We start from the raw sequence: 26,619 nt of genomic DNA, 5'->3' as shown, positions 1-26,619 counted from the left end.
AGTAAGCATGAGGTGAAGAAACAATGGCACAGTTGACGTTTGTATTATCGATCATTGCCGTTTTTATTGTGGTGGTTGGAGGCGTGTACACGTACCGTCTTGGCCGGCAGCAAAAATGGCAGGGGGAATTAGACGCTCCGCTCCCCGAGAAAGTGCAAGAACATGCCTATTTGCGCAACCCGGTTTTCTTGGCGTATGTTTTGGCCGGCTTATTAGCTGTGATTGTAATTTTTTATTTAGCATTACGTTATTATTGATAAGGCAATATGAGCAGCCCTTTTGGGAGTGCTCTTTTTTTATGCATTAGCGAGAAAAACGCGCGTTGGACGAGCGAAGGGGGAAGCATTCGCTGTTCGAGTAGACTTTTTTACATTTCCGCTGAATATATTGTTTCTAAAGGAGGAATGAAATATGGGGAAACAATTGCTTGAAATGTTATCGCATGAAGAGCAAATATTGCTTCTTGATATTTTGTTTGCGCAACAATATGCATTGGAGCTTGTTAGTTGTGAGCTCGCTGATATAGAAAACGGCGAGAAGCAAGTGGACGAAAAACGATATCAGCAGCTTTTACATTTATACGATCGGCTTCTTCAAAACATGTAATTTTTTACATAGTGCTATCGCTGAAAATAAGCGATAGTGATTTTTTTATAAGAAAACAATAAAAATATGATAAACTGAAAAAAGAAAAACGCTGAAAAGAGAAAGGCGGAAAATGGGGATGACAAGTTTTGAAAACAATGAGTTTGTACATATGACTGTCGCACAATTTCTGATTCCTTCTGATAAAGTCGCGCATGTTCAACTCGGCAACTATTTAGACCATGCGTTATTAGTGTTAACGAAAACGGGATATTCCGCTATTCCTGTATTGGATACTTCGTATAAACTTCATGGATTAATTAGCATGACGATGATTATGGATGCGATTTTAGGATTGGAACGCATCGAATTTGAACGATTAGAAACGATGAAAGTGGAAGAAGTGATGAATAAAGATATTCCGCGCCTTTTATTGGATGATGATGTGTTGAAAGGGATTGAGCTTATCGTGAATCATCCATTTGTTTGCGTTGAAAATAACGATGGCTATTTTGAAGGAATTTTTACGAGGCGGGAATTTTTAAAACGTGTAAACAAACAGCTGCGTTTATGGAAATATCGCAACCACGTTTCGTAAATAAGAAAATAGTGCTTGTCACTGTTATCTCTGTTCTGCTAAAGTAAAAAAGAACAGAGAAGAAAGGGAGGATGTTTGGACATGAAAATGATGGACGCAAATGAAATTATCGCTTTTATTCAAAATAGTAAGAAAAAGACTCCTGTTAAAGTATACATAAAAGGAAATCTCGAGGGGATCGATTTTGGAGAAAACGCTAAAACGTTTATCGCTGGAAATGCTGGCGTCGTTTTTGGGGAATGGCAAGAAATTCAAGCAGCGTTAGAAGCAAATAAAGACAAGATTGAAGATTATGTGATTGAAAATGACCGACGCAATTCCGCGCTTCCTCTTCTTGATTTAAAAGGGGTAAAAGCGCGCATTGAGCCGGGTGCGATCATTCGTGACCAAGTGGAAATTGGCGATAATGCGGTCATTATGATGGGAGCGGTCATCAACATTGGCGCCGTTGTTGGCGAAGGAACGATGATTGACATGAACGCAGTGCTCGGCGGGCGCGCGACGGTCGGAAAAAATTGCCACGTTGGTGCAGGCGCTGTTTTAGCTGGAGTCATCGAACCGCCTTCTGCGAAACCGGTGGTTGTCGAAGATGACGTTGTCATTGGAGCAAACGCCGTTATTTTAGAGGGAGTTACCGTCGGCAAAGGCGCCGTTGTTGCGGCAGGCGCTGTTGTAGTGGAAGATGTGCCGCCGTATACGGTTGTTGCCGGTGTTCCGGCGCGTGTCATTAAAAAAATTGATGAAAAAACAAAGGCAAAAACGGAGATTAAACAAGAGCTCCGTCAATTATAAGAAAGAGCAAAAGCTGTCCATTCGCTTGGGCAGCTCTTTTTTCCATGGAGGAGATTCATATGTCATCAATTAGCCCGTTTGTTGCGATTCGCCGTGATTTGCACAAAATTCCTGAACTAGGCTTTCAAGAATTTAAAACGCAGCGGTATTTATTGCGCTATATTCACACGTTGCCGCAAGAACGGCTGGAAATAAAGACGTGGAAAACAGGAATTTTTGTGAAAGTAAACGGAACAGATCCGCGAAAAATGATTGGCTATCGTACCGATATCGACGGTTTGCCGATTAAGGAGGAAACCGGATTGCCGTACCGCTCGGAGCATGAAGGAAACATGCATGCATGCGGGCACGATGTGCATATGAGCATCGCGCTTGGGTTGCTTGCGCATTTTGCCGAGCATCCGATCAAGGATGACTTATTATTTATTTTCCAGCCGGCAGAGGAAGGGCCGGGCGGAGCAAAGCCAATGTTAGAAAGTGAGATAATGCAAGTTTGGAAACCTGATATGATTATCGCTTTACATATTGCCCCGGAATACCCAGTCGGCACGATTGCGACGAAAGAAGGCTTGCTGTTTGCGAATACGTCAGAATTGTTTATTGACTTAAAAGGAAAAGGCGGACACGCGGCGTTTCCACACTTGGCGAACGATATGGTTGTTGCCGCCTGCTCGCTTGTTACGCAGCTTCAGTCTATCGTTGCGCGCAATGTCGATCCGCTTGACAGCGCTGTTATTACCATTGGAAAAATTTCTGGCGGCACCGTGCAAAATGTGATCGCAGAATGTGCACGTTTGGAAGGGACGATCCGCACATTGTCGGTTGATTCAATGAAAAAAGTGAAAGAGCGGATTGAAGCGCTGGTGAACGGAATAAAGATCGCATATCAATGCGAAGCGGAAATTGACTATGGCTCCATGTATCATCAGGTTTACAACGATCCGGGATTGACGGCGGAATTTATCAAGTTTGCCGAAGACTATCCGGAAATTCGCTTCGTTCGCTGCAAAGAAGCGATGACAGGGGAAGACTTTGGCTATATGCTTGCAGAAATTCCGGGGTTTATGTTTTGGCTTGGCGTCGATTCTCCTTACGGTTTGCATCATGCGAAATTAGCGCCAAACGAAGCGGCGATTGATCAAGCGATTGCGTTTTTGACATCGTACATTACGTGGAAAGGAAACAATGAATAATGAAATTTGTATAGTTCCGCCTTCCTTAAGGCACATTATGTGTATGAGGAGGTGGATTGCTATGGCGAGAATCGGCGTCGAACATTCGTTAACAAACGTGCAAGAAGCGTTAAAAGCAAGAGGGCATGAAGTCATACCGCTTCGCGGGGAAAATGACGCCAAAGGCTGTGACTGTTGCGTAATTACCGGCCAAGACGTGAATGTCATGGGCATTCAAAATGCGGCTGCCTCTTGTTCTGTGATCGAAGCGAGCGGTCTAACGGCGGAAGAAATTTGCCGAAAAGTTGAAGAAAAAGTGCGCTAATTAACGGGCTGGCTGTGCCAACAGCCCGTCTGTTTTATACGAAAATGATTGATGAGCAAATGATTTTATTTTTGATAGAGACTAATAATATACTAAAAGCTGAGGAAACGTGTTTAAGCGAAGCGATATCAGGGTATACCAAATATGGAATGGAAGATAACGAAAAAATTACTTTCTTTTTAAATTAATTATCATTTAATATTGACTAAAAATAATAATCCCATTATAATACTACTTGACAATGTATGGTATACCATCGAAAAAATATCTTGGAAAAAGAAAATGGAGGGATACATATGGCAGAACGCATGGTAGGAAAACAAGCGCCTCGTTTTGAACTTCAAGCAGTATTGCCAAATGGAGATTTTGGTCGTGTCAGCCTTGAGGAAAACATGAAAAACGGCAAATGGACAGTTCTTTTCTTCTATCCAATGGACTTTACTTTCGTGTGCCCGACAGAAATTACGGCAATTTCTGACCGCTATGATGAATTTGAAGATTTAGATGCGGTTGTGATCGGCGTTTCGACAGACTCTGTATATTCGCATCAAGCGTGGATGAAAGTGCCTCGCGAAGAAAACGGTATTGGCAAAATTAAATATCCTTTAGCGGCTGATCCTACTCATCAAGTTTCTCGCGACTACGGCGTTCTTATTGAAGAAGAAGGCGTTGCGCTCCGTGGTCTATTCATCATCGACCCAGAAGGCGAATTGAAATACGCTGTTGTTCACCATAACAACATCGGCCGCGATGTAGACGAAGTATTGCGTGTGCTTCAAGCGCTACAAACTGGCGGTCTTTGCCCAGCAAACTGGAAACCAGGACAAAAAACGTTAGATGTGTAATATAATGGGCAATATAAATGAAGAAAGGTCTAACTTGACGTTAGGCCTTTCTTTAACAATGGAGGGATGAATATGAAATTGCGTGAACCAATGCCGGAATTAACTGGGGCTACCGCAACGTTAAACGGTGAAGTAACAAGAGACCAGCTGATCGGCGATAAGCCAACATTAATCCATTTTTGGTCGGTAAGCTGCCACCTGTGCAAAGAAGCGATGCCGCAAGTCAATGAATTCCGTGACCGCTATAAAGACAAACTAAATGTGGTTGCTGTTCATATGCCGCGTTCGGAAAACGATTTGGACGTGGAGCTTGTCAAAAAGGTAGCGGAAGAACACGGCATTACGCAGCCGATTTTAGTCGACAATGAACATAAAATTACGGATGCGTTTGAAAATCAATATGTTCCGGCTTATTATGTATTTGATGCGGAAGGGAAGCTTCGCCATTTCCAAGCTGGCGGAAGCGGCATGAAAATGTTAGAAAAACGCGTGAACCGTGTGTTGGAAGAAAACGAAAAAGCGGAGCAACAATAACAGGGGTAAGAGGAACGAAAACGTGTCATTTCGTTCCTTTTTTATTTGCATTTTTTTGATAAAATATTACAATAGGAAAGAACAATAAGTGGATATTGCCATTGGAGGAATGAATGTGAAGAAACAATATGCTGTGATCGGCCTTGGCCGTTTTGGCGGAAGCATTTGCCGCACGCTGAGCGAACAAGGGATGGAAGTGCTGGCGATCGATATCGACGAAGACCGCGTGAATGAATTCGCTTCGATCGCCTCTCATGCGGTTGTAGGGGACGCAACGGACGAAAATGTGTTAAAAAGTTTGGGAATTCGCAATTTCGACCATGTTATTGTCGCGATCGGCGATAATATTCAAGCGAGCATTTTAACGACATTAATTTTAAAAGAATTAGGCGTTCAACATATTACCGTAAAAGCGACGAATGATTACCATGAAAAAGTGTTGAAAAAAATCGGCGCTGATCAAATTGTTCACCCAGAGCGAGACATGGGCGAACGAATTGCCAATAATTTGATTTCTAGCAATGTTCTTGACTATCTGGAGCTATCGGATAAGCATAGCATCGTCGAAATTGTGGCAAGCGAGCGGTTAGATGGACACTCGCTGTTAGAGCTTGATATCCGCGCCCGCTATGGAATTAACATCGTTGCTATTAAACGTGGCACGGATGTGATTGTATCGCCATTGGCATCCGAGATTATTCGCAAAGGCGACATTTTAGTCGTGATCGGTGCGGATGAAGATATCGACCGCTTTGAAGAAAAGGTAGTTAGTAAGTAAAAACAGCTGTTCCATGTTTCGGAACAGCTGTTTTTTATTTATATTTCCATAATAATTGGTAAAATCATCGGTCTCCGTTTCGTTTTTTCATATAAAAACGGAGCAAGCGTATCGGTAATTTCATTTTTAATTTCCGACCACTGGTTTGTTTTGCGTTCGAGCACTTTTTCGAGATGTTTCGTAATGAGCGCTTGTGCGTCGCTGATTAAGTCGCCGGATTCGCGCATATATACAAATCCGCGCGAAATAATATCTGGACCAGCCGCGATTTTGAAATCTTTCATATTGATGCTGACAACTACGATAACAAGTCCTTCCTCTGACAAAATGCGGCGGTCGCGCAAGACGATGTTACCGATGTCGCCGACGCCGCTGCCGTCGATATAAACGGAGCCGGACGGAATTTTGCCGACGATGCGAGCGTCGTTTTCGCTTAAACCAAGCACTTCACCGTTATCCATGATGAAACAGTTTTCCTCTGGCACTCCGCAATCTATTGCGAGCTTCGCGTGCATTTTTTGCATGCGGTACTCTCCGTGAATCGGCATAAAATATTTCGGTTTCATCAAGCGAATCATTAACTTTTGTTCTTCCTGCCCGCCATGTCCAGATGTATGAATATCGTTCAGCGGACCATGAATGACTTCAGCGCCGGCGCGATAAAGCATATTAATCGTTCGATTAACGCTTACCGTATTGCCCGGAATCGGTGATGAAGAAAAGACGACGGTGTCGCCAGGAATAATTTGAATTTGCCGGTGGGTGCCGTTGGCAATGCGCGACAGCGCCGCCATCGGTTCGCCTTGGCTGCCAGTACATAAAATCGTCACGCGGTTGGCAGGGAGGCGGTTGATTTCATTTGCATCAACAAAGGTATCTTTAGGGCATCTAATGTAACCGAGCTCTTGTCCGATTTCAATGGCTGCTTCCATACTTCTTCCAAATACGGCAATTTTCCGGTTATTCATCACAGCTGCTTCGGTTACTTGCTGTAGTCGATGGATATTGGAAGCAAATGTCGCAAAAATAATCCGTCCATGCACTTTTCTGAAGATGTCGTGAATGCTTTCGCCGACGCGGCGCTCGGACATGGTGAAGTGCGGGATTTCACTATTTGTGCTGTCGGAAAGCAGACAAAGGACCCCTTCTTTGCCGATTTCTGCCATTTTTGTTAAGTTTGCCGGCTCGCCGACAGGAGTGAAGTCAAATTTGAAATCTCCCGTATGAACGATTTGTCCTACAGGAGTTTTCACAACAATTCCGTAACTGTCAGGAATGCTGTGTGTCGTTCGGAAAAATGTCACCGCTGTTTTTTGAAAGCGAATGACATCGTCTTCGCGAATCTCAATCAGTTTCGCTTGCCGAAGAAGCCCGTGCTCCTCCAGCTTGTTGCGGATTAGCCCTAACGCTAATTTTCCGCCGTAGATCGGAATATTTACTTGCTTTAGCAAGTATGGAATTCCACCGATATGATCTTCGTGCCCGTGAGTAATAAACAATCCTTTTACTTTCTCCGCGTTTTTGACTAAATACGTGTAATCGGGAATGACGTAATCAATTCCGAGCAGCTCATCTTCAGGAAATTTAATTCCGGCATCGATCACAATAATTTCATCTTGAAATTGCACGCCGTATGTATTTTTCCCGATTTCCCCTAATCCACCGAGGGCAAATACGCCAACTTGATGATCATTTAAAAACTTCATACTCAAATCTCCAATACTTTAAAATCTGGATTTTTCTTTTCATATTCTAAGTGAGCACCTTGTAGCGGTTGAATATACTCGATATTCATGGTGCGTCCTTGCAACTTTTGGCGTACTTCCCGTTCTGATTCCGCTTCAATATATAGCGTTTTTGTTTTTTCTCTCACAGGCACTTCATCAGGGTTTTCTTGGTAAAACACTTTAAAAATCATTCCAAAATCTCTCCTTATGAACAATTATTTCTTTAACTTTTTTATTATATATAAAAATAGCGATAGTTTTCATGCTTTTTCATCATCATATCCAATGTTGCGGGAAAAATATAGAGGAAAAACATTGACTCTTACCATTTTTGACGAATTTTGCTTTTTTATTTGCTGGTTGTTAGAAAGGAGCCCTTCGTGACGGAAGGGCTCTTATCGTAGCGGTTTAGGCAATCGACTTTTTCCGGAGCAGATCTTTCCATTGTTGAAGCAGCTTTTTTTTCAGCTTTTTCAACATTTTCATCACTCCTTAATTCCTATTGTACTCAATTCTTAACGAAAGTAAATGTCTATCCTATGTTATATTATATGTGAACAATGGCTTGTTTTTCATGGATAAAAGTGGATAAGGTCGAGAAGTAATTGACATTTTCTGCTTTTTTCAGTACGGTTAAGGATGAAGAAAAACGCGAGGGGAAGACGACTGTGGAAAAGAAAATTGTATTTTTTGACATTGATGGGACATTGCTTGATGAAGAAAAAAATCTTCCTTTTTCGACGGTAAGAGCCGTTCAAGAATTGAAAAAAGCTGGTGTTTATGTAGCGATCGCTACTGGCAGAGCGCCGTTTATGTTTGCTAATTTGCGCCGACAGTTAGGAATTGATTCGTTTGTCAGTTTCAACGGCCAATACGTAGTATTTGAAGGGAGCGTCATTTATAAACATCCGCTTCATCGGCAAAAGTTGCATGAATTAAAGGAAGAAGCGCACAAAAATGGCCATCCGCTTGTTTTTATGAATGCGAACGAAATGAGAGCGAGTATGGAGGATCATCCATATATTCATGTCAGCATGGAAAGTTTAAAATTTTCCCATCCTCCGTTTGATCCGCTTTATTACGAAAACGAAGATATTTATCAAGCGCTTTTGTTTTGCAAGGCGGAAGAAGAACAAATGTATGTGAAAGCATATCCGGAATTTCGTTTTGTTCGTTGGCATAACGTGTCAACGGATGTATTGCCAACAGGAGGTTCGAAAGCGGAAGGAATTCGGCGGATGATTGAAAAAATCGGCATTGCGAAAGAAAATGTGTACGCGTTTGGCGATGGGTTAAATGATATCGAAATGTTAAAATTTGTTGGAACCGGCGTTGCAATGGGAAACGCTCAGGAAGAAGTCAAAAAAGTGGCTGATTTCGTCACGAAGCCGGTCGGGGAGGAAGGAATATTGTACGGATTAAAACAGCTCGAATTAATTAAATAAAAAGGGCATATCCCAATGCAGTGGGGTATAGCCCTTCTTTTCATTTAACGCTCGATAGGGATCGCGTTATCAGGCACTTTAAACGGGTTTTTTGGATCGATATGATCATAAAACATAATGCCGTTTAAATGGTCAATTTCATGCTGAAATACGATGGCAGGCAGCCCTTTTAGCCGAAGCGTGACTTCTTCGCCGTCAATCGTTGTCCCTGTTACGGTAATGCGGGCATAGCGCGGTACATATCCTGGAACATCGCGGTCGACGGATAGGCATCCTTCCCCGCTCGTTAAATAGCATTGCTGAACGGAATGGCTCACAATTTTTGGATTAAATAATGCGTAACTATATAAAGTGCCTTTTTCATCAGTGACATGAACAGCAATCATTCGTTTGGATACGTTAATTTGCGGAGCTGCCAGCCCGATTCCCGGACGTAATCCATATTTTTCGGCAAGTTCAGGGTCTTGGCTCATTTTTACGTATTCAAGAAGGCTTTGCAAAATTTGTTTATCTTCTTCTGATGGAGGAAGAGAAACTGGCTCAGCCACTTTTCGTAAAGTTGGATGCCCTTCTTTAATAATATCTTTCATGGTAATCATCATTTTTTCACTCCCTGTATCGACGTTGGTGTCTGAATTAAGTCTAACAAAAATTCGTTTTGCACGTAAACTAAAATGAAAACGTATGTGCTGAAAGGAAGGAGAAAGGTTGTTTAAAGCAATGCAGCGGTGTATTTGGTTGATGGCAGTTTTGCTTTTGCTTGGTAGTTGCGATGAACTTGCCGTCGAACAAGACGTTTTGTCCACGTTAAAAAAGATTGCTGCGTACGAACACAATGCGGTAGACCAACAGAAAAAACTGAACGAATTAGAACAAAAACAAAACAAATTATACGACCAGATTATGTCGTACGGAATGAAGCAGTTTACAAAGGTGGAGCAATTGTCGAAAGAATCGTTGGAGCTGATAAAAGAACGAGACAAACATATTGAAAAAGAACATAAAGCGATTCAGTCGGCAAAACGGGAAATAAATGCTATCAAAAAAAAGATTAACCAGCTTCATGATGGAAATATAAGAAGGCAAGCAACCCGTCTAGTTGATATTGAAAAGAAGCGCTATGAAACATATGACGATCTATATCTTCATTATAAAGAAATGCTATCATTAGAAAAAGATCTCTATATTTTACTGCAAAATAGGCATACGACACCCGAACAGCTACAGCGGCACATTGAGCACGTGAATGAACAATATAAAAAGCTAATTGGCGCTAACCAGCAATTTAACGAAGATACGGAAACGTACAATAAAGAGATGAAGCGATTATACCATATGTGGGAATAGAGATTTTTCTGCACCAAGAGGCTATATTTTTATAGCCTCTTTTCCCTTATATGCAAGAATATGAAACAGATATAATACAGATTAAGACACATGTACTATAACAGATTTGATAAAAAAACATTCCAAATTAAAAAGATAACGTTAAATCAAAGTGATTGACGCCTGAAGAAAGAAAGTGTACACTTAAATGTGTAGGCGGAAATTGTACTAATCAAACCGACTAAATAATTGATACAGATATTGTAACGCTTTTTTTTCCATTTGCACCGTGGAACAAGGGCTACTGTTTTTTATTTATTTAGATTTTGGGTAAATTAATGCTGTATGCATCATGTTTGCGAATCGCTTTTTAAATTACGAAAGGTAGAGGTGAATAGAATGGGTGCGAAAACATCCAAATTGAATTTTCAGAAACAGCTCGACAAAGTTGCTGAGCAATTTCCGACGTTTCAAATTTTAAACGAAGAAGGAGAAGTTGTTAACGAAGCGGCAATGCCGGATTTAAGCGATGATCAATTAAAAGAATTGATGCGCCGAATGGTATATACGCGCGTCCTTGATCAACGTTCCATTTCGTTGAACCGTCAGGGCCGTTTAGGCTTTTACGCACCAACAGCGGGGCAAGAAGCGAGCCAAATCGCCAGCCAATTCGCGCTGGAAAAAGAAGATTTTATTTTACCTGGATACCGTGATGTCCCGCAAATTATTTGGCACGGGCTCCCGCTTTATCAAGCGTTTTTATTCTCACGCGGTCATTTTCATGGCAACCAAATTCCTGAAGGCGTGAACGTATTGCCTCCGCAAATTATTATCGGTGCCCAATACATTCAAGCGGCAGGCGTTGCTTTAGGATTGAAAAAACGCGGCAAAAAAGCAGTAGCGATTACATATACAGGTGACGGCGGCACTTCGCAAGGCGATTTTTACGAAGGAATCAACTTTGCGGGTGCGTTTAAAGCACCGGCGATTTTCGTTGTCCAAAACAACCGTTTTGCGATTTCCACCCCGGTAGAAAAACAAACGGTAGCTAAAACGCTTGCGCAAAAAGCGGTGGCAGCAGGAATTCCTGGAATTCAAGTCGACGGTATGGACCCATTGGCGGTATACGCAGTAGTGCGTGAAGCTCGCGAGCGCGCGATCAACGGCGAAGGACCGACGCTTATCGAAACATTGTGTTTCCGCTACGGTCCGCATACGATGTCAGGAGACGATCCAACTCGTTATCGTACGAAAGAATTGGAAAACGAATGGGAGAAAAAAGATCCGCTTGTTCGTTTCCGTAAGTTTTTAGAAAACAAAGGCTTATGGAGCGAAGAAGAAGAAAACAAAGTGATTGAACAAGCAAAAGAAGAAATTAAAGAGGCGATTAAAAAAGCAGACGAAACGCCAAAACAAAAAGTAACCGATTTGATTAGCATCATGTATGAGGAGCTCCCATTTAACTTAAAAGAACAGTATGAAATTTATAAAGAGAAGGAGTCGAAGTAAGCCATGGCGCAAATGACAATGATTCAAGCAATCACGGATGCGTTGCGCATCGAATTAAAAAATGACCCAAATGTATTAATATTTGGGGAAGACGTTGGAGTAAACGGCGGCGTATTCCGGGCAACAGAAGGATTGCAGGCGGAATTTGGGGAAGATCGCGTATTCGACACACCTCTTGCTGAATCGGGAATCGGCGGTCTCGCCATCGGGCTGGCGTTACAAGGATTCCGGCCGGTTCCGGAAATTCAATTTTTTGGCTTTGTATATGAAGCGATGGATGCGATTTGCGGCCAAATGGCGCGTATCCGCTATCGTTCCGGCGGCCGCTATAACGTACCGATTACGATTCGTTCACCATTTGGTGGCGGTGTGCATACACCGGAATTGCACTCCGACAGCTTAGAAGGCTTAGTCGCACAGCAGCCTGGGTTAAAAGTAGTCATTCCTTCTACTCCTTATGATGCGAAAGGGTTGCTTATTTCTGCGATCCGTGACAATGATCCAGTTATTTTCTTGGAACACTTAAAATTGTATCGTTCGTTCCGCCAAGAAGTGCCAGAAGGAGAATATACGATCCCAATCGGTAAAGCAGATATTAAGAGGGAAGGAAAAGATATCACAATTATCGCTTATGGCGCGATGGTGCATGAATCATTAAAAGCGGCGGCAGAATTGGAAAAAGAAGGAATTTCTGCCGAAGTCGTTGATTTGCGCACTGTTCAACCGTTAGATATTGAAACGATTATCGGTTCCGTTGAAAAAACGGGGCGCGCAATCGTTGTGCAAGAAGCGCAAAGACAAGCAGGAATTGCCGCAAACGTCGTCGCGGAAATTAACGAACGTGCCATTTTAAGCTTGGAAGCTCCGGTACTGCGCGTCACTGCTCCGGATACGGTATATCCGTTCGCACAAGCAGAGTCTGTATGGTTGCCTAACTTCAAAGATGTGATTGAAACAGCGAAAAAAGTCATTAACTTCTAAACGGCTATGGGCAAGAGGGGGAGAGTTTTCTTCTTCCTCTTGGCCCCTACAATTTTCGAAAAGACAATAGGAGGTTGACAAACAGTGGCATTTGAATTTAAGCTGCCGGATATCGGTGAAGGTATTCATGAAGGGGAAATCGTCAAATGGTTTGTCAAACCAGGAGATGAAGTGAACGAAGACGATGTGCTATGTGAAGTGCAAAATGATAAAGCGGTTGTAGAAATCCCGTCCCCTGTGAAAGGAAAAGTATTAGAAATCTTAGTAGAAGAAGGAACGGTTGCAACGGTTGGCCAAACATTAATTACATTAGATGCGCCAGGATATGAGAATATGACGTTTAAAGGTCAAGAACAAGATGAGCCAAAAGAGAAGGAAAATGCGCAAGAAGTGTCGAAAAAAGAAGATGGAGTAGCGGAAGCTCCACAAGAAGCGCCGTCCAAACAAACAGAAGTCGATCCGAATCGCCGCGTAATCGCAATGCCTTCCGTGCGCAAATATGCCCGTGAAAAAGGGGTAGATATTCGCCTTGTTCAAGGTACAGGAAAAAATGGCCGCGTGCTAAAAAGCGATATCGATGCGTTCCTTGCCGGCGGTTCTGCAGCAGTACAGAAACAGGAAGCGCCAGCTGCGAAGGAAGAAAAAGCGGCAGCAGCTACCGCAGCACAACAGCCAGTTGTGCTTGAAGGCGAATTCCCGGAAACTCGCGAAAAAATGAGCGGTATTCGCCGCGCAATTGCCAAAGCGATGGTCAATTCGAAGCATACGGCTCCGCACGTTACATTAATGGACGAAGTGGATGTGACAAAACTTGTGGCGCATCGCAAGAAATTCAAAGAAATCGCAGCGGAAAAAGGGATCAAGCTTACGTTCTTGCCGTATGTCGTAAAAGCATTAACGTCGGCGTTGCGTGAGTTCCCGGTTTTGAACACGTCGATTGACGATGAAACGGAAGAAGTGATTTACAAACATTACTACAACATTGGTATCGCTGCCGATACAGACAGAGGATTGCTTGTTCCTGTTATTAAACATGCTGACCGCAAACCAATCTTCGCGCTTGCCAAAGAAATTAACGAACTTGCGGCAAAAGCACGGGAAGGAAAATTGACTCCAAATGAAATGAAAGGTGCTTCTTGCACGATTACAAATATCGGCTCTGCCGGCGGTCAATGGTTTACCCCGGTCATTAATCATCCGGAAGTGGCGATTCTTGGCATCGGCCGCATTGCTGAAAAACCTATTGTTCGTGATGGCGAAATCGTCGTTGCACCAGTATTAGCGTTATCATTAAGCTTTGACCACCGCATGATTGACGGTGCGACAGCACAAAAAGCATTAAATCACATTAAACGTCTATTAAACGACCCAGAATTATTATTAATGGAGGCGTAAAACAATGGTAGTCGGTGATTTTGCAATTGAAACGGAAACACTCGTTGTTGGAGCAGGTCCTGGCGGTTATGTGGCAGCTATTCGCGCTGCACAGTTAGGGCAAAAAGTAACGATTGTGGAAAAAGGAAATCTTGGTGGAGTGTGCTTAAATGTCGGATGCATCCCGTCCAAAGCGCTTATCTCGGCAAGCCATCGCTATGTTGAAGCGAAACATTCGGAAGACATCGGAATTAAAGCAGAAAACGTAACCGTTGACTTTTCGAAAGTGCAGCAATGGAAAGCAAGCGTTGTGAAAAAACTAACGAGCGGCGTAGAAGGATTGCTAAAAGGAAATAAAGTCGAAATCGTACGCGGAGAAGCGTATTTTGTTGATGCGAATACAGTGCGCGTCGTCAATGGAGATAGCGCGCAAACATATACGTTTAAAAACGCGATTATCGCAACAGGCTCTCGCCCGATCGAACTTCCTGGCTTTAAATTTTCCAATCGTGTGCTTGATTCCACAGGTGCGCTCAACTTACAGGAAGTTCCAAAATCGCTTGTCGTTATTGGCGGCGGTTATATCGGAACAGAATTAGGAACAGCATATGCGAACTTTGGAACAAAAGTAACGATCATCGAAGGGGCAGATGAAATCTTATCTGGTTTCGAAAAACAAATGACTGCGATTGTCAAACGCCGCTTAAAGAAAAAAGGGGTAGAAATCTTCACTAACGCTCTTGCGAAAGGAGTCGAAGAGCGTGAAGACGGCGTAACGGTAACTTTTGAAGTAAAAGGCGAAACAAAAACCATTGATGCAGACTATGTGCTTGTGACGGTAGGGCGCCGTCCGAACACGGATGAGCTCGGCTTAGAACAAATCGGCATCAAATTGACAGACCGCGGTTTAATTGAAATTGACAAACAATGCCGGACGAGCGTTCCGAACATTTACGCGATCGGTGATATCGTCCAAGGCCCACCGCTCGCGCACAAAGCATCGTATGAAGGAAAAATTGCTGCAGAAGCGATTGCCGGAAAACCGTCTGAAATTGATTATTTAGCTCTTCCGGCAGTGGTCTTCTCCGAACCTGAATGCGCGTCTGTCGGTTATTTTGAACAACAAGCGAAAGACGAAGGCATTGAGGTAGTAACGGCGAAATTCCCATTTGCTGCTAACGGTCGTGCCCTTTCGTTGAATGATACAGACGGCTTTATGAAACTTGTCGTTCGCAAAGAAGACGGCGTTGTGATCGGAGCGCAAATCGTTGGTCCAAACGCTTCCGACATGATTGCAGAACTAGGTCTTGCAATCGAAGCTGGAATGACCGCGGAAGATATCGCTCTAACGATTCATGCTCACCCAACGCTTGGTGAAATAGCGATGGAAACCGCGGAAGTTGCTCTCGGCACTCCGATCCATATTATTAGTAAATAAATTGGCAAATAGGTTTCAGACAAACGTCTGAAACCTATTTTATTTCATAAACCTGTTTTCTTGTTTCTTGTCCAATGAATCAATAATATTTTCCCTTGCTCATTCATATTGTTATGGTAAAGGAGACGCGGGGGATGACAGATGAAAGAATATGTGGCGTTTTTATTGCAAATGATAATTTGGAGCAGTTTTTCGCTGATTGAATGGCTGTCAGGACGCGATCGCCCGTTTTTTAAAGGAATGATGCTTTGCGTATTTTTGTATATTGCGTTTTCATTGGCGCGGAAAATCGGTTTGCGCACTCGGAAAGCGATGTGGACAACGACGCTGACGGCAGCGATGTACTTTACTTGCCAACATTTTGTGTGGGGGGCGCTGCAGTAAGGGAAAATGAAAAGTGATAGCGGAACCGCTATCGTTTGTAGTAATACATAATTCTGCCGTTAAATAAGTGAAGTTCCCCTTCTAATTTTTTTGAGAGAAACTTGCAAAATTCATTCGCTTTTCCTTTATCTCCATGCGTTGCTTCATTTGGTAACGTGATTTGAATAAATGATTCGCCAGTTTCCTGCGATCCGACGCCAACGATGATCATCCGATAACGGTGTCCGTCTCCTTTTAAACAAAACCATTTTCCTTCGTCGGTTTCTATAAGTTGGTAAGGAAATGCAGCTTGTTGATATCCCCATCCAAGTTGTTCTCCCGTTTTGTTCATGATCTCTTGGTAATACTGAAACAATTGTTTTACTTCTTGTAATGTAATCGCTTTCTTTTTCGATGACGGAACAAGCTTGATGTATGCGTGCGTCGCCATGCCATCACCTCAATCGTTAACATCTTAATTTTTATTGTAACACGTTTGTGTAATAGAGGCTATTGATTTTTTCGCATCGATGCGGCAAAGCCAGATGCTGATTTAATTATTCTCATCATCAGCGTTGGTTGATCCGAATTTCGTTGCTCGCTTTGTTGCGGAATAAATATTAAATGTGACATACAAATTAACTATTGACACTATAAATATGATATATTATTATTAAGTTAGCTGATAAATATATCATCACAAAGGAGTTTTGGGGATGGGCACAATTGTTTGTCAAACATGTGATGCGACGATTGCGCATTTTGAAGACGAAAAAGTGACAACGCTTTACGGAAAATGTTCCAAATGTGATTGCTGCGACACAAAAGAAGATGAACAATAGAGAAACGGTCAAGCGATGGGGGAAGGGATTTGCAGGCGAGCATGTGAAAGGGGCGCATGCTCGCCCATTTTTTATGCTAAAAAAGCGTAAGCAAGTTAGCTTACGCTTTTTTAGCGAATTGGTTTATGCTCTTTGATGACTCGCAATGTTTGCAATGTATCGTCTTCTGGCCCTTGTACAGGCAGGCCGACTTCTAAATTCTTTTTAATATAATTTAAGTTTTCTTGCGTAATAATTTCTCCAGGAATAAAAATCGGAATTCCCGGAGGATAAACCATAATAAATTCTGCAATAATCCGTCCTACCGATTCCTCAAATGGGACAACTTCCGTTTCTGCATAAAAGGCGTCGCGCGGTGTTAACGCGAGAGCAGGGATGTCTGGCAACAACACTTTTGGCTTTGTTCCCCTTGCAGCTTGATGGCGAAATTGTTCAGATAAATGGCGAAGCGCGTGAACAAGCGTATCCGTTTCCTGCTCCGTATCTCCGGGAGTGATAATGCATAAAATGTTGTATAAATCGGACAATTCGACTTCGATGTTATACATTTCCCGCAGCCATTTTTCAACGTCGTATCCTGTCAACCCAAGTTCTTTGACAGAGATGATCAGTTTAGTTGGATCGTAGTGATACGTTGCTTCCGTTCCTAAAATTTCTTTCCCTACACAATAAAGATAAGGAATTTCGTTGATTTGCCGCCGTGTTTTTTCGGCGAGCTGAATCGCTTTTTCAATGAGCTCCCGGCCTTGCGTAGCAAGCCGTTTGCGCGCAACATCCAAGGAAGCGAGTAGTAAATAAGAAGTAGATGTAGTCATTAACATGCTTAAAATGGCTTGTACGTGCTTTGCTGATACGAGCCCTTCGCGTACGTTTAAAATAGAGCTTTGCGTTAAAGATCCCCCTAGTTTATGAACGCTCGTTGCCGACATATCCGCTCCGGCTTGCATGGCGGAAAGCGGAAGATCTTCATGGAAATGAATGTGGGCTCCGTGCGCTTCGTCAACGAGAACAGGAACATGGTAGGAATGGGCAATTTCGACAATTTTCTTTAAGTCACCGGCGATGCCAAAATAGGTCGGATTAATCACGAGAACTCCTTTTGCGTCGGGATGCTGCTTCAGCGCTTTTTCCACCGATTCGGGTGTAATCCCATGTGAAATTCCAAGTTCTTTATCGATTTCCGGATGAATGAAAATCGGTGTTGCGCCAGAAAAGACGATGGCCGACATAACCGATTTATGGACGTTGCGCGGCACGATAATTTTGTCGCCGGGACCAGCAACCGACATCACCATCGCCATAATGGCACCGCTTGTCCCTTGGACGGAGAAAAATGTATAATCAGCCCCAAACGCTTCAGCGGCTAGTTCTTGGGCGCGTTTGATAATACCTTTTGGGTGATGAAGATCATCGAGAGGACCGATATTAATCAAATCAATCGATAAGGCATTTTCACCAATAAAATTACGAAATTCAGGGTCCATCCCTGCTCCTTTTTTATGACCAGGGATATGGAATTGAATGGGGTTTTTCTTCATATGTTCCAGCAGTCCAGTAAATAATGGTGTTTCGAACTGTGACAACGTTTTTTCACACCTCTTTTTGCATAAAAATAAAACAAGTGCATTATAGCATTTATTTTTTTATTTGCAAAGCATCATTGATCATCCGTGAAGGCAAAATTTTTTCCTATACATAGATTGAAAATAAAAGAGGAAAACAGGCATGTCAACAAGAAACATAATAAATGAATAAAAAGGAGGGATAGAATGATTTGGCAAACAAGGGTAACGGAACTGCTCGGAATTACATATCCGATTATTCAAGGAGGGCTCGCTTACTTGGCGTACGCTGATTTAGCGGCGGCAGTTTCTAACGCCGGAGGATTGGGACAAATTACAGCCATGTCTCTAGAAACCCCCGGGCAATTGCGCGAAGAAATTCGAAAAGTAAAAGAAAAAACGGATCGTCCATTTGGAGTAAACTTTGCGATCGGGCAGCATGGCCGCTCTTTTCAGAATATGCTGGAGGCGGCATTGGAAGAAGGGGTACCGGTTGTCTCTGTCACAGGCGGAAATCCTGCTCCGTTTTTCGAACAATTAAAAGGGGTCAACGTGAAAAAACTCGTGCTTGTCGCCGCCGTTCGCCAAGCTGTAAAAGCGGAAGAACTTGGCGCGGACGCCGTCATGGTCGTCGGGCAGGAAGGGGGCGGCCATTTAGGAAAACATGATACTGGGACGTTTGTTCTTATCCCAAAAGTAGTGGACTCCGTTTCCATTCCTGTGATTGCTTCTGGAGGAATTGGCGACGGGCGCGGGTTGATGGCGGCGTTAGCGCTGGGAGCGGAAGGAGTTGAAATGGGAACGAGATTTATTGCTACAAAAGAGTGCGTCCACGCCCATCCGATTTATAAAGAGATGCTTGTGAACGGTTCTGAACATGATACCGTCGTGATTAAACGAAGTTTAGGAGCGCCTGGCCGCGCCATCGCCAATGAATGGACGAAAAAAATTTTAGAAATAGAAGAGCAAGGTGGAACGTATGAACAACTAAAAGAATATATCAGCGGAGAAGCGAACCGCCGCTTTATTTATGAAGGAAGAACAAATGAAGGATTTGCATGGGCGGGGCAAGTGATGGGGCTGATTAAAGACGTACCAACGGTAGCGGAATTGTTTTCGCGAATGATTAGCGAAGCGGAACAAATTCGGGATCGATGGGCAAACTAACGGTGGAGGTGCCAGCGATGAATTATTCGTACCCGTTTTCTTACGACTGGTCGACGCAAGAAATTATTGATGTCATTAAATTTTTTGAAGCGATTGAAACGGTTTACGAAAAAGGGATGGAACGAGAAAAGCTGATGAATATTTATCGCCGCTTTAAAGAGATTGTTCCAAGCAAAAGCGAGGAAAGAAGATTATGTGATGAGTTTGAACAAGCGAGCGGATATTCCTCATATCGGGTGATGAAAAAGGCAAAAGAAGCTGGAAATGGCGACTGGATTAAAATGGGATAAATGTTGTGTGCGCACGAAGAAAAGTAGACGTACAAATTGGTTGCATCCCCCCCTTTTCCAACATAATATAAAACAAAATAGATATCAAAAAATTCTGGTATTTGTGTTGGCGGCTTTTCGGGGATTATATGGAAAGGGGTGCCTACGCTCATGAAAAAGACGATGAATTCGGTGAAGCGTGCGGATGGGGATAAGCGGATAGCGGTATTGCGCCTTGAATTAGATTATGAATTAGCGACTCTTTATGAGGCGATGATGGAAAATAATGAAGAAAAGAAAAAAGAATGTAAACGGAGACTAGAAAAGCTGCGTCAAGAGTTAATGCGCCTTCAAGTATAAACAGGGCATTATGCGAACCAGATCCAACGGTTCGTTTTTTTCTTGACAGTGCCTTTTTCTTTACGAACGATTTCAATTATTCTATGCTATACGTATGCTGCAAAAGTCAGGAGGATGAATATGCAGGAGAAATGGAAAGAAATAGATGAGTGCGTTCAACATTGGATCAAGGAAGCAGGAACACGAATTCGCGCCGCGTTGGCGGAAAAGCTAACGGTCGAAACGAAAGCGCATCGAAATGATTTAGTGACGAACGTGGATCGCGAAACAGAGCGATTTTTTATTGGGAAAATAAGAAAAACGTTTCCCGGCCATCGCGTGCTCGGCGAAGAAGGATTTGGCGATGCAATCAAAACGCTTCAAGGTGTCGTCTGGATCATTGATCCGATTGACGGCACGATGAATTTTGTTCATCAAAAGCGGAATTTTGCCATTTCAATTGGCGTTTTTGAAAATGGCGTAGGAATGCTCGGATATGTATACGATGTCGTGCATGACGAACTATACGCGGCGCGAAAAGGAGAGGGAGCTTTTCTTAATGATAAGCCGCTGCCCCGCTTGGAGCCGGTATCTGTTTCAAAAGCGATTATTTCCTTAAATGCGACGTGGGTAACAGAAAATAAACGAATTGATCCAAAAGTGCTGGCTCCGCTTGTCAAAGACGCGAGAGGAACGCGTTCATACGGTTCGGCCGCTTTGGAAATGGCATATGTTGCAGCGGGGCGCTTGGATGCGTATATTACGATGAGGCTGTCGCCATGGGATTTCGCCGGCGGGCTTGTGCTTGTTCAAGAAGCCGGCGGCATCGTGACGAACTTATACGGCGAGCCGCTTGACTTGCTCGGGAAAAATTCTGTATTTGTTGCCAAGCCAGGATTGCATGAAGAAATTTTGCAAAAATATATACATCGTTAAAAAACGGGACAAATGTGGGCTGTCCCGTTTTTACAGCATTCCTTTTTCACGCATCCGCTTTTTGCGGGCAAAACCGATGCCGATGATGATGAACAAGGCGACAATGGAAGCAATGATGCCTATCAAGCTTTGTTCCGCAATAAAAATGCCGATGGCCATGATGGCGATTACAGCGAATATAGCTAATAAAAATGATACAGGCTGAAACTGTTTCATCACAATCCCCTTTCACATTTTGCGGTTTTTCTTTAGTCTACATGAAAACGTGCCGCTTTTCTATCCTCTTTTATGATATAATAAACGAGCAGTTTACACATTAGGAGTGACCGACATTGACAAGAAGAGAAGATCTTCGCAATATCGCGATTATCGCTCACGTTGACCATGGCAAAACGACGTTAGTTGATCAGTTGTTGCGCCAATCGGGAACGTTTCGCGCCAATGAACATGTGGAAGAACGCGCATTGGACCGAAACGATTTGGAAAGAGAACGTGGGATTACCATTTTAGCGAAAAATACAGCGATTCGTTATAAAGGAACGCGGATTAATATTTTAGATACGCCAGGGCATGCTGACTTTGGCGGGGAAGTGGAGCGGATTATGCGGCTTGTTGACGGCGTTTTGCTTGTCGTTGATGCGTATGAAGGCTGCATGCCGCAGACGCGCTTTGTGCTGAAAAAGGCGCTCGAACAGCAGCTTACCCCCATTGTCGTTGTCAATAAAATTGACCGGGAGTTTGCGCGGCCGGAGGAAGTGGTCGACGAAGTCATCGATTTATTTATCGAATTGGGCGCAACGGAAGAACAGCTTGAGTTTCCGGTCGTATACACATCAGCGTTGCATGGAACGGCAAGTTTAGATCCCCACAAACAAGAAGCAGATATGACGGCATTATTTGAAACAATTATCACGCATATTCCCGCGCCGATCGATAATCGGGAAGAACCGTTGCAGTTTCAAGTGGCGCTTCTTGATTATAACGACTATGTCGGACGGATCGGGATCGGGCGCGTCTTCCGCGGTACGATGAAAATCGGCCAGCAAGTGGCGCTAATGAAACTAGACGGTTCTGTCAAAACGTTTCGTGTGACAAAATTATTTGGGTTTATCGGCTTAAAGCGGATCGAAATTACAGAAGCGGGAGCGGGAGACATTGTTGCGGTAGCAGGAATGGAAGATATCAACGTTGGAGAAACAGTATGTCCGCTTGATCATCCAGAAGCGTTGCCTCCGCTTCGCATCGATGAACCAACGTTGAAAATGACGTTTTTAGTCAATAACAGCCCGTTTGCCGGTCGTGAAGGAAAATATGTGACGGCAAGAAAGCTGGAAGAACGCTTGCGCACTCAATTGGAAACGGACGTAAGCTTGCGCGTCGAAAATACCGATTCTCCTGATGCTTGGATCGTTTCCGGACGGGGAGAGCTTCATTTATCGATCTTAATTGAAAATTTGCGGCGTGAAGGGTACGAGCTGCAAGTGTCCAAGCCGGAAGTCATTATGAAAGAAATCGACGGCGTGCTTTGCGAGCCGGTTGAACGAGTAATCATCGACATTCCTGAAGAATATACAGGAGCGATTATGGAATCGATCGGCATGCGCAAAGGCGAGCTAGTGGATATGACCCATAACGAAAATGGACAAGTCCGCCTTGTCTTCATGGTGCCTTCGCGCGGTTTAATCGGTTATCGGACAGAGTTTATGTCATTGACACGCGGATACGGAATTTTAAACCATTCATTTGATCATTACGCGCCGGCGCAAAGCGGACAAATAGGCGGCCGCCGCCAAGGGGTATTGATTTCCATGGAAACGGGAAAAGCGACTGCGTATGGCATTATGCAGCTAGAAGACCGCGGCACCATTTTTGTCGAGCCTGGAACCGAAGTGTACGAAGGGATGATTGTCGGCGAGCACAACCGCGAAAACGATTTAGTCGTCAATATTTGCAGGGAAAAGCATATGACGAACATCCGCTCCTCGACAAAAGAGCAAACCGTTACGATGAAAAAGCCGCGTTTGTTGACGCTCGAAGAAGCGCTGGAATATTTAAATGACGATGAATATTGTGAAGTAACGCCAAAATCGATTCGCCTGCGCAAAAAAATATTGAATAAAAGCGAGAGAGAAAAGATGGAAAAGAAAAAGAAAGCCGCTAAGCAGGCGAAATAAGGGGGAAAAATGGTGAACGTCATTGAGCGCCTTACCTTTTTTGCTTCGCTATACAAAGTGCATACAAATCCTGAACGGGGAATGTGGCTTCTTTACATTACCGTATTCGTTTTATCCGCTGTCGTTTACCGTCTTGGTTTTGCGAGAAAGCTACCGCTATTGAAAAACGTTATCATCTATGTGTTGCTCGCGTTAGGCTGCACGATTTTAACGTTTTTTGCGGTATTTTTGCCTGTCGCCGAAGGTTTGGTCGTAGCGGCTCTCGTTTTAATTGTTTATAAAATTCGCTTATATCAATCGAAAAAGCATGAGTAAGGCGGTGGGACGATGAAATCGCTGCAAGATTCCCTTTATAATTGGCTAACGATTTATGTTGTGGCGCAGGCGCGTCCGGATGATGCGGCGGCGCAAGAAACCGCCGCCTTTTTTATGGGAATATTAAAGCGCGATTTCAATGTCACAAAGGTGAAAGTAAAAAAAGAAGCAATGTATATCGTCGAGTACGAGAAAGACGGCGAGGAAGAATCAGCGCGTTTCCCAACGGAGCTTATTGAGGCGGTGCTGAAGCAAATTGAAGAAGCGCCTGAAAAATACCGCAATTATCCTTTGTAAGAAAAACGCCGGGCGGATCACTTCCCGGCGTTTTTTACCATTCATCGTTTGGCAGTTTCGAATGATATATGCGAAATTTTCCGGTCGCTAGGCGCGCCTTCGTTCTTTCGGCGATCCGATGATAGCATTCCTCGCACATGTATGTGTGAATCGGACGGTTGCGCAGTCGTTTGGCAAGCAATGATTCATCGTCGATCGTGTCAATTCGGTCGCAAAGAACACATTTGACTCTCATCGTACACCTCGTCGCTTTATTTCAAATTCATTTTTATTATATCATGAATCTGAAACATTTTTACTTTCCCGTTTTTGAGAAAAAATGTATGATAAACGAAAAGGATTTTTTAGGAGGGATGGCAATGCCAAATAAAGTGGAATCTGCATTAACGGAACCGTTGTTTCAAGCCTTGCAAAACGAACGATTTGTGACGATAGCGACGATCGACCATGAAACGGGCGGCCCGAATGTCAGCGCGATTTCATGGATTTATGCTCCTAGCGAAAAACACATTCATTTTGCCGTTGACAACCGCTCTCGTATTGTGCAAAACATTCGGAATAATCCGTCTATTGTTGTGAACATCATTGCTAACGAATCAGTCTATTCGATCAGCGGGAAAGCGCATATTAAAGTGGAGAAAATCGAAGGAGTTCCGCTTAAATTGGCATTAGTCGATGTTGCCATTAGCGAAGTGCGCGACGTCATGTTTTACGGTTCAAAAATCGTACAAGAACCAAAATATGAAAAGACGTACGATGCGCAAGCGGCGGCGAAACTGGACAATCAAGTAATGACGGCTTTGCGCAATGCGTAAAAGAGGAGCTTAGCGCTACGGCTAGGCTCCTTATTTACTTTTATTTAAATATTCGTTGGACTGTTTTTCTTGACGGTGATGAAGCTGTTTTTCTTCGCGCTGATTTAATTGTGAATCATTTTGTTCAGTCGGTTCCGGTGGGGTTGTTTCAAACAAATCGCTCGGAACTTCCGGCATGACGCGTCCAACGATATCGGCGATTTCGTTCATCAACGCTTGAACGGGCCGTCCGTTGTCGACTTGGTTGACGATATTTTTTAATCGAGTGTATAAATCAGGGTCAGCAATGATGATGGCATTTGCCCCGTAAGGATCTTTTTGCAACGTTTCCGCAACGGAATATTTAATCGTACCGACGCGAGAAGCATCTATATTTGCGTCAACGTCAATGCCAACGATCGCATATTTTCCGACAACAAGGGCGGTGGCGTCGTTTACGTTCGGCACGCGCTTAGCTAAACTCGCCAGACGATGGGCGATTTCCTGCCCTGATTTGTCGGCTGTTTTTTCATCGGCCGTATTTTTGACACGGACAGGCGAGCGGTCCGCATCGCGGGCGCCTTCGTTATTTCCGAAGTTGCACCCGCTTAGTAAACCGAGGCATATCGCAATAAATAAATGTCGGCTCCAGTTCATTCCGTTTACACCTCTATTGTGTTTTTTGCTTTATTTTGCAATTATTCTTCTATCTTTATACATTGCCTCATACTATATAACAACAATCCCGGTCCAAATATAAGCAAAGTAAAAAGCAAAAATAGGGGGCGTGGGAATTTGGGGAAAAAAATATATGTGTTGGATACAAACGTTCTATTGCAAGATCCGTATTCCATCTTTTCGTTTGAAGACAATGAAGTGGTCATTCCAGCTGTGGTATTGGAAGAAGTGGATTCGAAAAAGAGATATATGGATGAAGTGGGGAGAAACGCGCGCCAAGTATCCAAGCTGATCGACCGTCTTAGGGAAAGCGGAAAGCTGCACGAAAAAATTCCGCTGGAAAACGGCGGGGTGTTGCGCATCGAATTAAATCATCGCTCCTTTCACCAGCTCCAAGAAATTTTTGTGGAAAAAACGAACGATAACCGCATTTTAGCAGTTGCCAAAAACTTATCGCTGGAAGAACAAGCAAAAGAAAACGGACGTTCTGTTATTTTAGTAAGCAAGGATGCCCTTGTCCGCGTGAAGGCTGATGCGATCGGGCTGCAAGCAGAAGACTTTTTAAGCGACCGCGTCGTCGATGTTGACCATATTTATACTGGCTTTCTTGAACTGTACATAGGGACGGAGCATTTGCAGCGGTTTTATGAAAAAGGGGAGCTTGTTTTAGCGGATATTGCTAACCATCCGTTTTACCCAAATCAATTTATTATCATGAAAGACGCTTTTGGAGGCTCGGCTTCTGCCCTTGGTATTGTCGATCATAGCGGAAAAAAAGTGAAAAAACTTTTGTTTCACCATGAACATATATGGGGAATTCATCCGCGCAACGTGCAACAGACGATGGCGTTTGAACTGCTTATGCGCGATGATATCCCGCTTGTGACTTTGATTGGCAAAGCGGGAACGGGGAAAACGCTTCTTGCTCTGGCTGCGGGGCTGATGCAGACGGAAGATTTACGTACGTATAAAAAGCTGCTCGTGGCGAGGCCAATCGTTCCGATGGGAAAAGATATCGGTTTTTTGCCTGGAGAAAAAGAAGAAAAATTGCGCCCATGGATGCAGCCGATTTTCGATAATTTAGAATATTTGTTCAACACAAAAAAAGCGGGGGAGTTGGATGCGATTTTGGCAGGAATGAGCTCGATTGAAGTCGAAGCGCTCACGTATATACGCGGCCGCAGCCTGCCGGAGCAGTTTATCATTATTGATGAGGCGCAAAATTTAACGAAACATGAAGTGAAAACGATTTTAACGCGCGTTGGAGAAAAAAGCAAAATCATTTTAATGGGAGATCCGGAACAGATCGATCATCCGTATTTGGACGAGTACAATAACGGATTAACGTATGTCGTTGAAAAGTTTAAAGATCAAAAAATCGCCGGGCACGTCCGCCTCGTCAAAGGAGAGCGCTCGACATTGGCGCAGCTCGCTGCAGATTTATTGTAAAAAAG

The 26,619-nt window shown here is 43.5% G+C and carries 34 protein-coding genes; 26 read left to right on the top strand and 8 right to left on the bottom strand.

The window, feature by feature from the left end; all coding sequences use genetic code 11:
* Positions 1-23: 23 nt before the first annotated feature.
* From MWM02_RS14055 to MWM02_RS14015, 9 genes are all read left to right on the top strand, one after another.
* Positions 24-257 (top strand): hypothetical protein, encoded by a 234-nt coding sequence (locus MWM02_RS14055; protein WP_244402256.1) that lies wholly within the window; start codon positions 24-26, stop codon positions 255-257.
* A 154-nt stretch (positions 258-411) separates the two neighbouring features.
* Positions 412-606, top strand: coding sequence for an antirepressor AbbA (abbA, locus tag MWM02_RS14050; RefSeq protein WP_064551182.1), 195 nt, complete (start codon positions 412-414; stop codon positions 604-606).
* Between the two features lie 118 nt (positions 607-724).
* Positions 725-1,183 (top strand): cyclic-di-AMP-binding protein CbpB, encoded by a 459-nt coding sequence (cbpB, locus tag MWM02_RS14045; RefSeq protein ID WP_064551181.1) that lies wholly within the window; start codon positions 725-727, stop codon positions 1,181-1,183.
* 81 nt (positions 1,184-1,264) lie between these two features.
* Entirely contained in the window at positions 1,265-1,975 is a 711-nt protein-coding gene (dapD, locus tag MWM02_RS14040; RefSeq protein ID WP_064551180.1) for a 2,3,4,5-tetrahydropyridine-2,6-dicarboxylate N-acetyltransferase, read from the top strand.
* A gap of 59 nt (positions 1,976-2,034) precedes the next feature.
* Positions 2,035-3,168, top strand: a complete 1,134-nt coding sequence (locus MWM02_RS14035) for an N-acetyldiaminopimelate deacetylase (RefSeq protein ID WP_064551179.1) — start codon at positions 2,035-2,037, stop codon at positions 3,166-3,168.
* Positions 3,169-3,229: 61 nt separating this feature from the next.
* Positions 3,230-3,472 (top strand): YkuS family protein, encoded by a 243-nt coding sequence (locus MWM02_RS14030; protein WP_064551178.1) that lies wholly within the window; start codon positions 3,230-3,232, stop codon positions 3,470-3,472.
* Positions 3,473-3,768: 296 nt separating this feature from the next.
* Entirely contained in the window at positions 3,769-4,317 is a 549-nt protein-coding gene (locus MWM02_RS14025; RefSeq protein WP_064551177.1) for a peroxiredoxin, read from the top strand.
* Positions 4,318-4,389: 72 nt separating this feature from the next.
* Positions 4,390-4,851 (top strand): TlpA family protein disulfide reductase, encoded by a 462-nt coding sequence (locus MWM02_RS14020; protein ID WP_064551176.1) that lies wholly within the window; start codon positions 4,390-4,392, stop codon positions 4,849-4,851.
* A 109-nt stretch (positions 4,852-4,960) separates the two neighbouring features.
* The gene (locus MWM02_RS14015) at positions 4,961-5,629 is read left to right on the top strand and encodes a potassium channel family protein (RefSeq protein ID WP_064551307.1); all 669 of its coding nucleotides are present in this window, start codon (positions 4,961-4,963) and stop codon (positions 5,627-5,629) included.
* Positions 5,630-5,667: 38 nt separating this feature from the next.
* Here MWM02_RS14015 and rnjA read toward each other — a convergent pair whose 3' ends face one another.
* On the bottom strand, positions 5,668-7,335 hold the full coding sequence (gene rnjA / locus MWM02_RS14010) for a ribonuclease J1 (RefSeq protein WP_064551175.1): 1,668 nt from the start codon (positions 7,333-7,335) through the stop codon (positions 5,668-5,670).
* 2 nt (positions 7,336-7,337) lie between these two features.
* Positions 7,338-7,547 (bottom strand): DNA-dependent RNA polymerase subunit epsilon, encoded by a 210-nt coding sequence (locus MWM02_RS14005; protein WP_064551174.1) that lies wholly within the window; start codon positions 7,545-7,547, stop codon positions 7,338-7,340.
* Positions 7,548-8,024: 477 nt separating this feature from the next.
* Between MWM02_RS14005 and MWM02_RS14000 the strand changes: the two genes are divergently transcribed.
* Entirely contained in the window at positions 8,025-8,801 is a 777-nt protein-coding gene (locus MWM02_RS14000) for a Cof-type HAD-IIB family hydrolase (RefSeq protein WP_244402255.1), read from the top strand.
* A gap of 44 nt (positions 8,802-8,845) precedes the next feature.
* Here the strand turns inward: MWM02_RS14000 and def are convergent, their stop codons facing one another.
* A complete protein-coding gene (gene def / locus MWM02_RS13995; RefSeq protein WP_064551305.1) occupies positions 8,846-9,400 on the bottom strand; it encodes a peptide deformylase in 555 nt (184 codons plus the stop codon).
* Positions 9,401-9,542: 142 nt separating this feature from the next.
* Here def and MWM02_RS13990 point away from each other — a divergent pair, with 142 nt between their 5' ends.
* The 6 genes from MWM02_RS13990 (at position 9,543) to MWM02_RS13965 (ending at position 15,813) form a co-directional block, all read left to right on the top strand.
* Positions 9,543-10,148 carry a YkyA family protein gene (locus tag MWM02_RS13990; RefSeq protein WP_244402254.1) on the top strand — a complete coding sequence of 202 codons (606 nt, stop codon included), beginning with the start codon at positions 9,543-9,545 and terminating at the stop codon, positions 10,146-10,148.
* A 378-nt stretch (positions 10,149-10,526) separates the two neighbouring features.
* Positions 10,527-11,636: a pyruvate dehydrogenase (acetyl-transferring) E1 component subunit alpha gene (gene pdhA, locus MWM02_RS13985; protein WP_064551172.1), complete on the top strand. Its 1,110-nt coding sequence runs from the start codon at positions 10,527-10,529 to the stop codon at positions 11,634-11,636.
* Positions 11,637-11,639: 3 nt separating this feature from the next.
* Positions 11,640-12,617 carry a pyruvate dehydrogenase complex E1 component subunit beta gene (gene pdhB / locus MWM02_RS13980; RefSeq protein WP_017434639.1) on the top strand — a complete coding sequence of 326 codons (978 nt, stop codon included), beginning with the start codon at positions 11,640-11,642 and terminating at the stop codon, positions 12,615-12,617.
* 84 nt (positions 12,618-12,701) lie between these two features.
* Positions 12,702-14,012 (top strand): dihydrolipoamide acetyltransferase family protein, encoded by a 1,311-nt coding sequence (locus tag MWM02_RS13975; RefSeq protein ID WP_064551171.1) that lies wholly within the window; start codon positions 12,702-12,704, stop codon positions 14,010-14,012.
* A 4-nt stretch (positions 14,013-14,016) separates the two neighbouring features.
* Positions 14,017-15,429, top strand: coding sequence for a dihydrolipoyl dehydrogenase (gene lpdA / locus MWM02_RS13970; protein ID WP_064551170.1), 1,413 nt, complete (start codon positions 14,017-14,019; stop codon positions 15,427-15,429).
* Positions 15,430-15,570: 141 nt separating this feature from the next.
* Entirely contained in the window at positions 15,571-15,813 is a 243-nt protein-coding gene (locus MWM02_RS13965; protein ID WP_064551169.1) for a hypothetical protein, read from the top strand.
* A gap of 28 nt (positions 15,814-15,841) precedes the next feature.
* On the opposite strand, the gene MWM02_RS13960 is transcribed toward MWM02_RS13965, so the two are convergent.
* Entirely contained in the window at positions 15,842-16,243 is a 402-nt protein-coding gene (locus tag MWM02_RS13960) for a DUF1885 family protein (protein ID WP_244402253.1), read from the bottom strand.
* Between the two features lie 265 nt (positions 16,244-16,508).
* Here MWM02_RS13960 and MWM02_RS13955 point away from each other — a divergent pair, with 265 nt between their 5' ends.
* Positions 16,509-16,634: a GapA-binding peptide SR1P gene (locus MWM02_RS13955; RefSeq protein WP_064551167.1), complete on the top strand. Its 126-nt coding sequence runs from the start codon at positions 16,509-16,511 to the stop codon at positions 16,632-16,634.
* A 110-nt stretch (positions 16,635-16,744) separates the two neighbouring features.
* Here MWM02_RS13955 and MWM02_RS13950 read toward each other — a convergent pair whose 3' ends face one another.
* Entirely contained in the window at positions 16,745-18,217 is a 1,473-nt protein-coding gene (locus tag MWM02_RS13950; RefSeq protein WP_244402252.1) for an aminotransferase class I/II-fold pyridoxal phosphate-dependent enzyme, read from the bottom strand.
* Positions 18,218-18,403: 186 nt separating this feature from the next.
* Here MWM02_RS13950 and MWM02_RS13945 point away from each other — a divergent pair, with 186 nt between their 5' ends.
* The 4 genes from MWM02_RS13945 to MWM02_RS13930 all read left to right on the top strand — a co-directional run bounded on the left by MWM02_RS13945 (position 18,404) and on the right by MWM02_RS13930 (position 20,907).
* On the top strand, positions 18,404-19,363 hold the full coding sequence (locus MWM02_RS13945; RefSeq protein ID WP_244402251.1) for an NAD(P)H-dependent flavin oxidoreductase: 960 nt from the start codon (positions 18,404-18,406) through the stop codon (positions 19,361-19,363).
* Between the two features lie 17 nt (positions 19,364-19,380).
* On the top strand, positions 19,381-19,653 hold the full coding sequence (locus MWM02_RS13940) for a UPF0223 family protein (RefSeq protein ID WP_064551164.1): 273 nt from the start codon (positions 19,381-19,383) through the stop codon (positions 19,651-19,653).
* A 150-nt stretch (positions 19,654-19,803) separates the two neighbouring features.
* Positions 19,804-19,992 carry a hypothetical protein gene (locus MWM02_RS13935; protein ID WP_064551163.1) on the top strand — a complete coding sequence of 63 codons (189 nt, stop codon included), beginning with the start codon at positions 19,804-19,806 and terminating at the stop codon, positions 19,990-19,992.
* 120 nt (positions 19,993-20,112) lie between these two features.
* The gene (locus tag MWM02_RS13930) at positions 20,113-20,907 is read left to right on the top strand and encodes an inositol monophosphatase family protein (RefSeq protein WP_244402250.1); all 795 of its coding nucleotides are present in this window, start codon (positions 20,113-20,115) and stop codon (positions 20,905-20,907) included.
* Positions 20,908-20,937: 30 nt separating this feature from the next.
* Here MWM02_RS13930 and MWM02_RS13925 read toward each other — a convergent pair whose 3' ends face one another.
* Positions 20,938-21,123: a DUF5325 family protein gene (locus tag MWM02_RS13925; RefSeq protein WP_064551161.1), complete on the bottom strand. Its 186-nt coding sequence runs from the start codon at positions 21,121-21,123 to the stop codon at positions 20,938-20,940.
* A gap of 116 nt (positions 21,124-21,239) precedes the next feature.
* Here MWM02_RS13925 and typA point away from each other — a divergent pair, with 116 nt between their 5' ends.
* The 3 genes from typA to MWM02_RS13910 are packed head-to-tail and all read left to right on the top strand — an operon-like array spanning position 21,240 to position 23,693.
* On the top strand, positions 21,240-23,081 hold the full coding sequence (gene typA / locus MWM02_RS13920; RefSeq protein ID WP_064551160.1) for a translational GTPase TypA: 1,842 nt from the start codon (positions 21,240-21,242) through the stop codon (positions 23,079-23,081).
* 12 nt (positions 23,082-23,093) lie between these two features.
* Positions 23,094-23,396, top strand: a complete 303-nt coding sequence (locus MWM02_RS13915; protein WP_064551301.1) for a YlaH-like family protein — start codon at positions 23,094-23,096, stop codon at positions 23,394-23,396.
* Between the two features lie 12 nt (positions 23,397-23,408).
* On the top strand, positions 23,409-23,693 hold the full coding sequence (locus tag MWM02_RS13910) for a hypothetical protein (protein ID WP_064551159.1): 285 nt from the start codon (positions 23,409-23,411) through the stop codon (positions 23,691-23,693).
* A 34-nt stretch (positions 23,694-23,727) separates the two neighbouring features.
* Here MWM02_RS13910 and MWM02_RS13905 read toward each other — a convergent pair whose 3' ends face one another.
* Positions 23,728-23,928 carry a YlaI family protein gene (locus MWM02_RS13905; protein WP_064551158.1) on the bottom strand — a complete coding sequence of 67 codons (201 nt, stop codon included), beginning with the start codon at positions 23,926-23,928 and terminating at the stop codon, positions 23,728-23,730.
* Between the two features lie 124 nt (positions 23,929-24,052).
* Between MWM02_RS13905 and MWM02_RS13900 the strand changes: the two genes are divergently transcribed.
* Positions 24,053-24,508 carry a pyridoxamine 5'-phosphate oxidase family protein gene (locus tag MWM02_RS13900; protein ID WP_064551157.1) on the top strand — a complete coding sequence of 152 codons (456 nt, stop codon included), beginning with the start codon at positions 24,053-24,055 and terminating at the stop codon, positions 24,506-24,508.
* A 30-nt stretch (positions 24,509-24,538) separates the two neighbouring features.
* On the opposite strand, the gene MWM02_RS13895 is transcribed toward MWM02_RS13900, so the two are convergent.
* Positions 24,539-25,144 (bottom strand): YhcN/YlaJ family sporulation lipoprotein, encoded by a 606-nt coding sequence (locus MWM02_RS13895; protein ID WP_244402249.1) that lies wholly within the window; start codon positions 25,142-25,144, stop codon positions 24,539-24,541.
* Between the two features lie 138 nt (positions 25,145-25,282).
* On the opposite strand from MWM02_RS13895, the gene MWM02_RS13890 reads away from it, so the two are divergent.
* The gene (locus tag MWM02_RS13890) at positions 25,283-26,614 is read left to right on the top strand and encodes a PhoH family protein (RefSeq protein ID WP_064551155.1); all 1,332 of its coding nucleotides are present in this window, start codon (positions 25,283-25,285) and stop codon (positions 26,612-26,614) included.
* Positions 26,615-26,619: the final 5 nt, after the last annotated feature.

The organism is Parageobacillus sp. KH3-4, assembly GCF_022846435.1.
Classification (GTDB): domain Bacteria; phylum Bacillota; class Bacilli; order Bacillales; family Anoxybacillaceae; genus Parageobacillus; species Parageobacillus thermoglucosidasius_A.
Note: the sequence above shows the minus strand (reverse complement) of the source record. Positions and strands in the feature narration are given on the sequence as shown.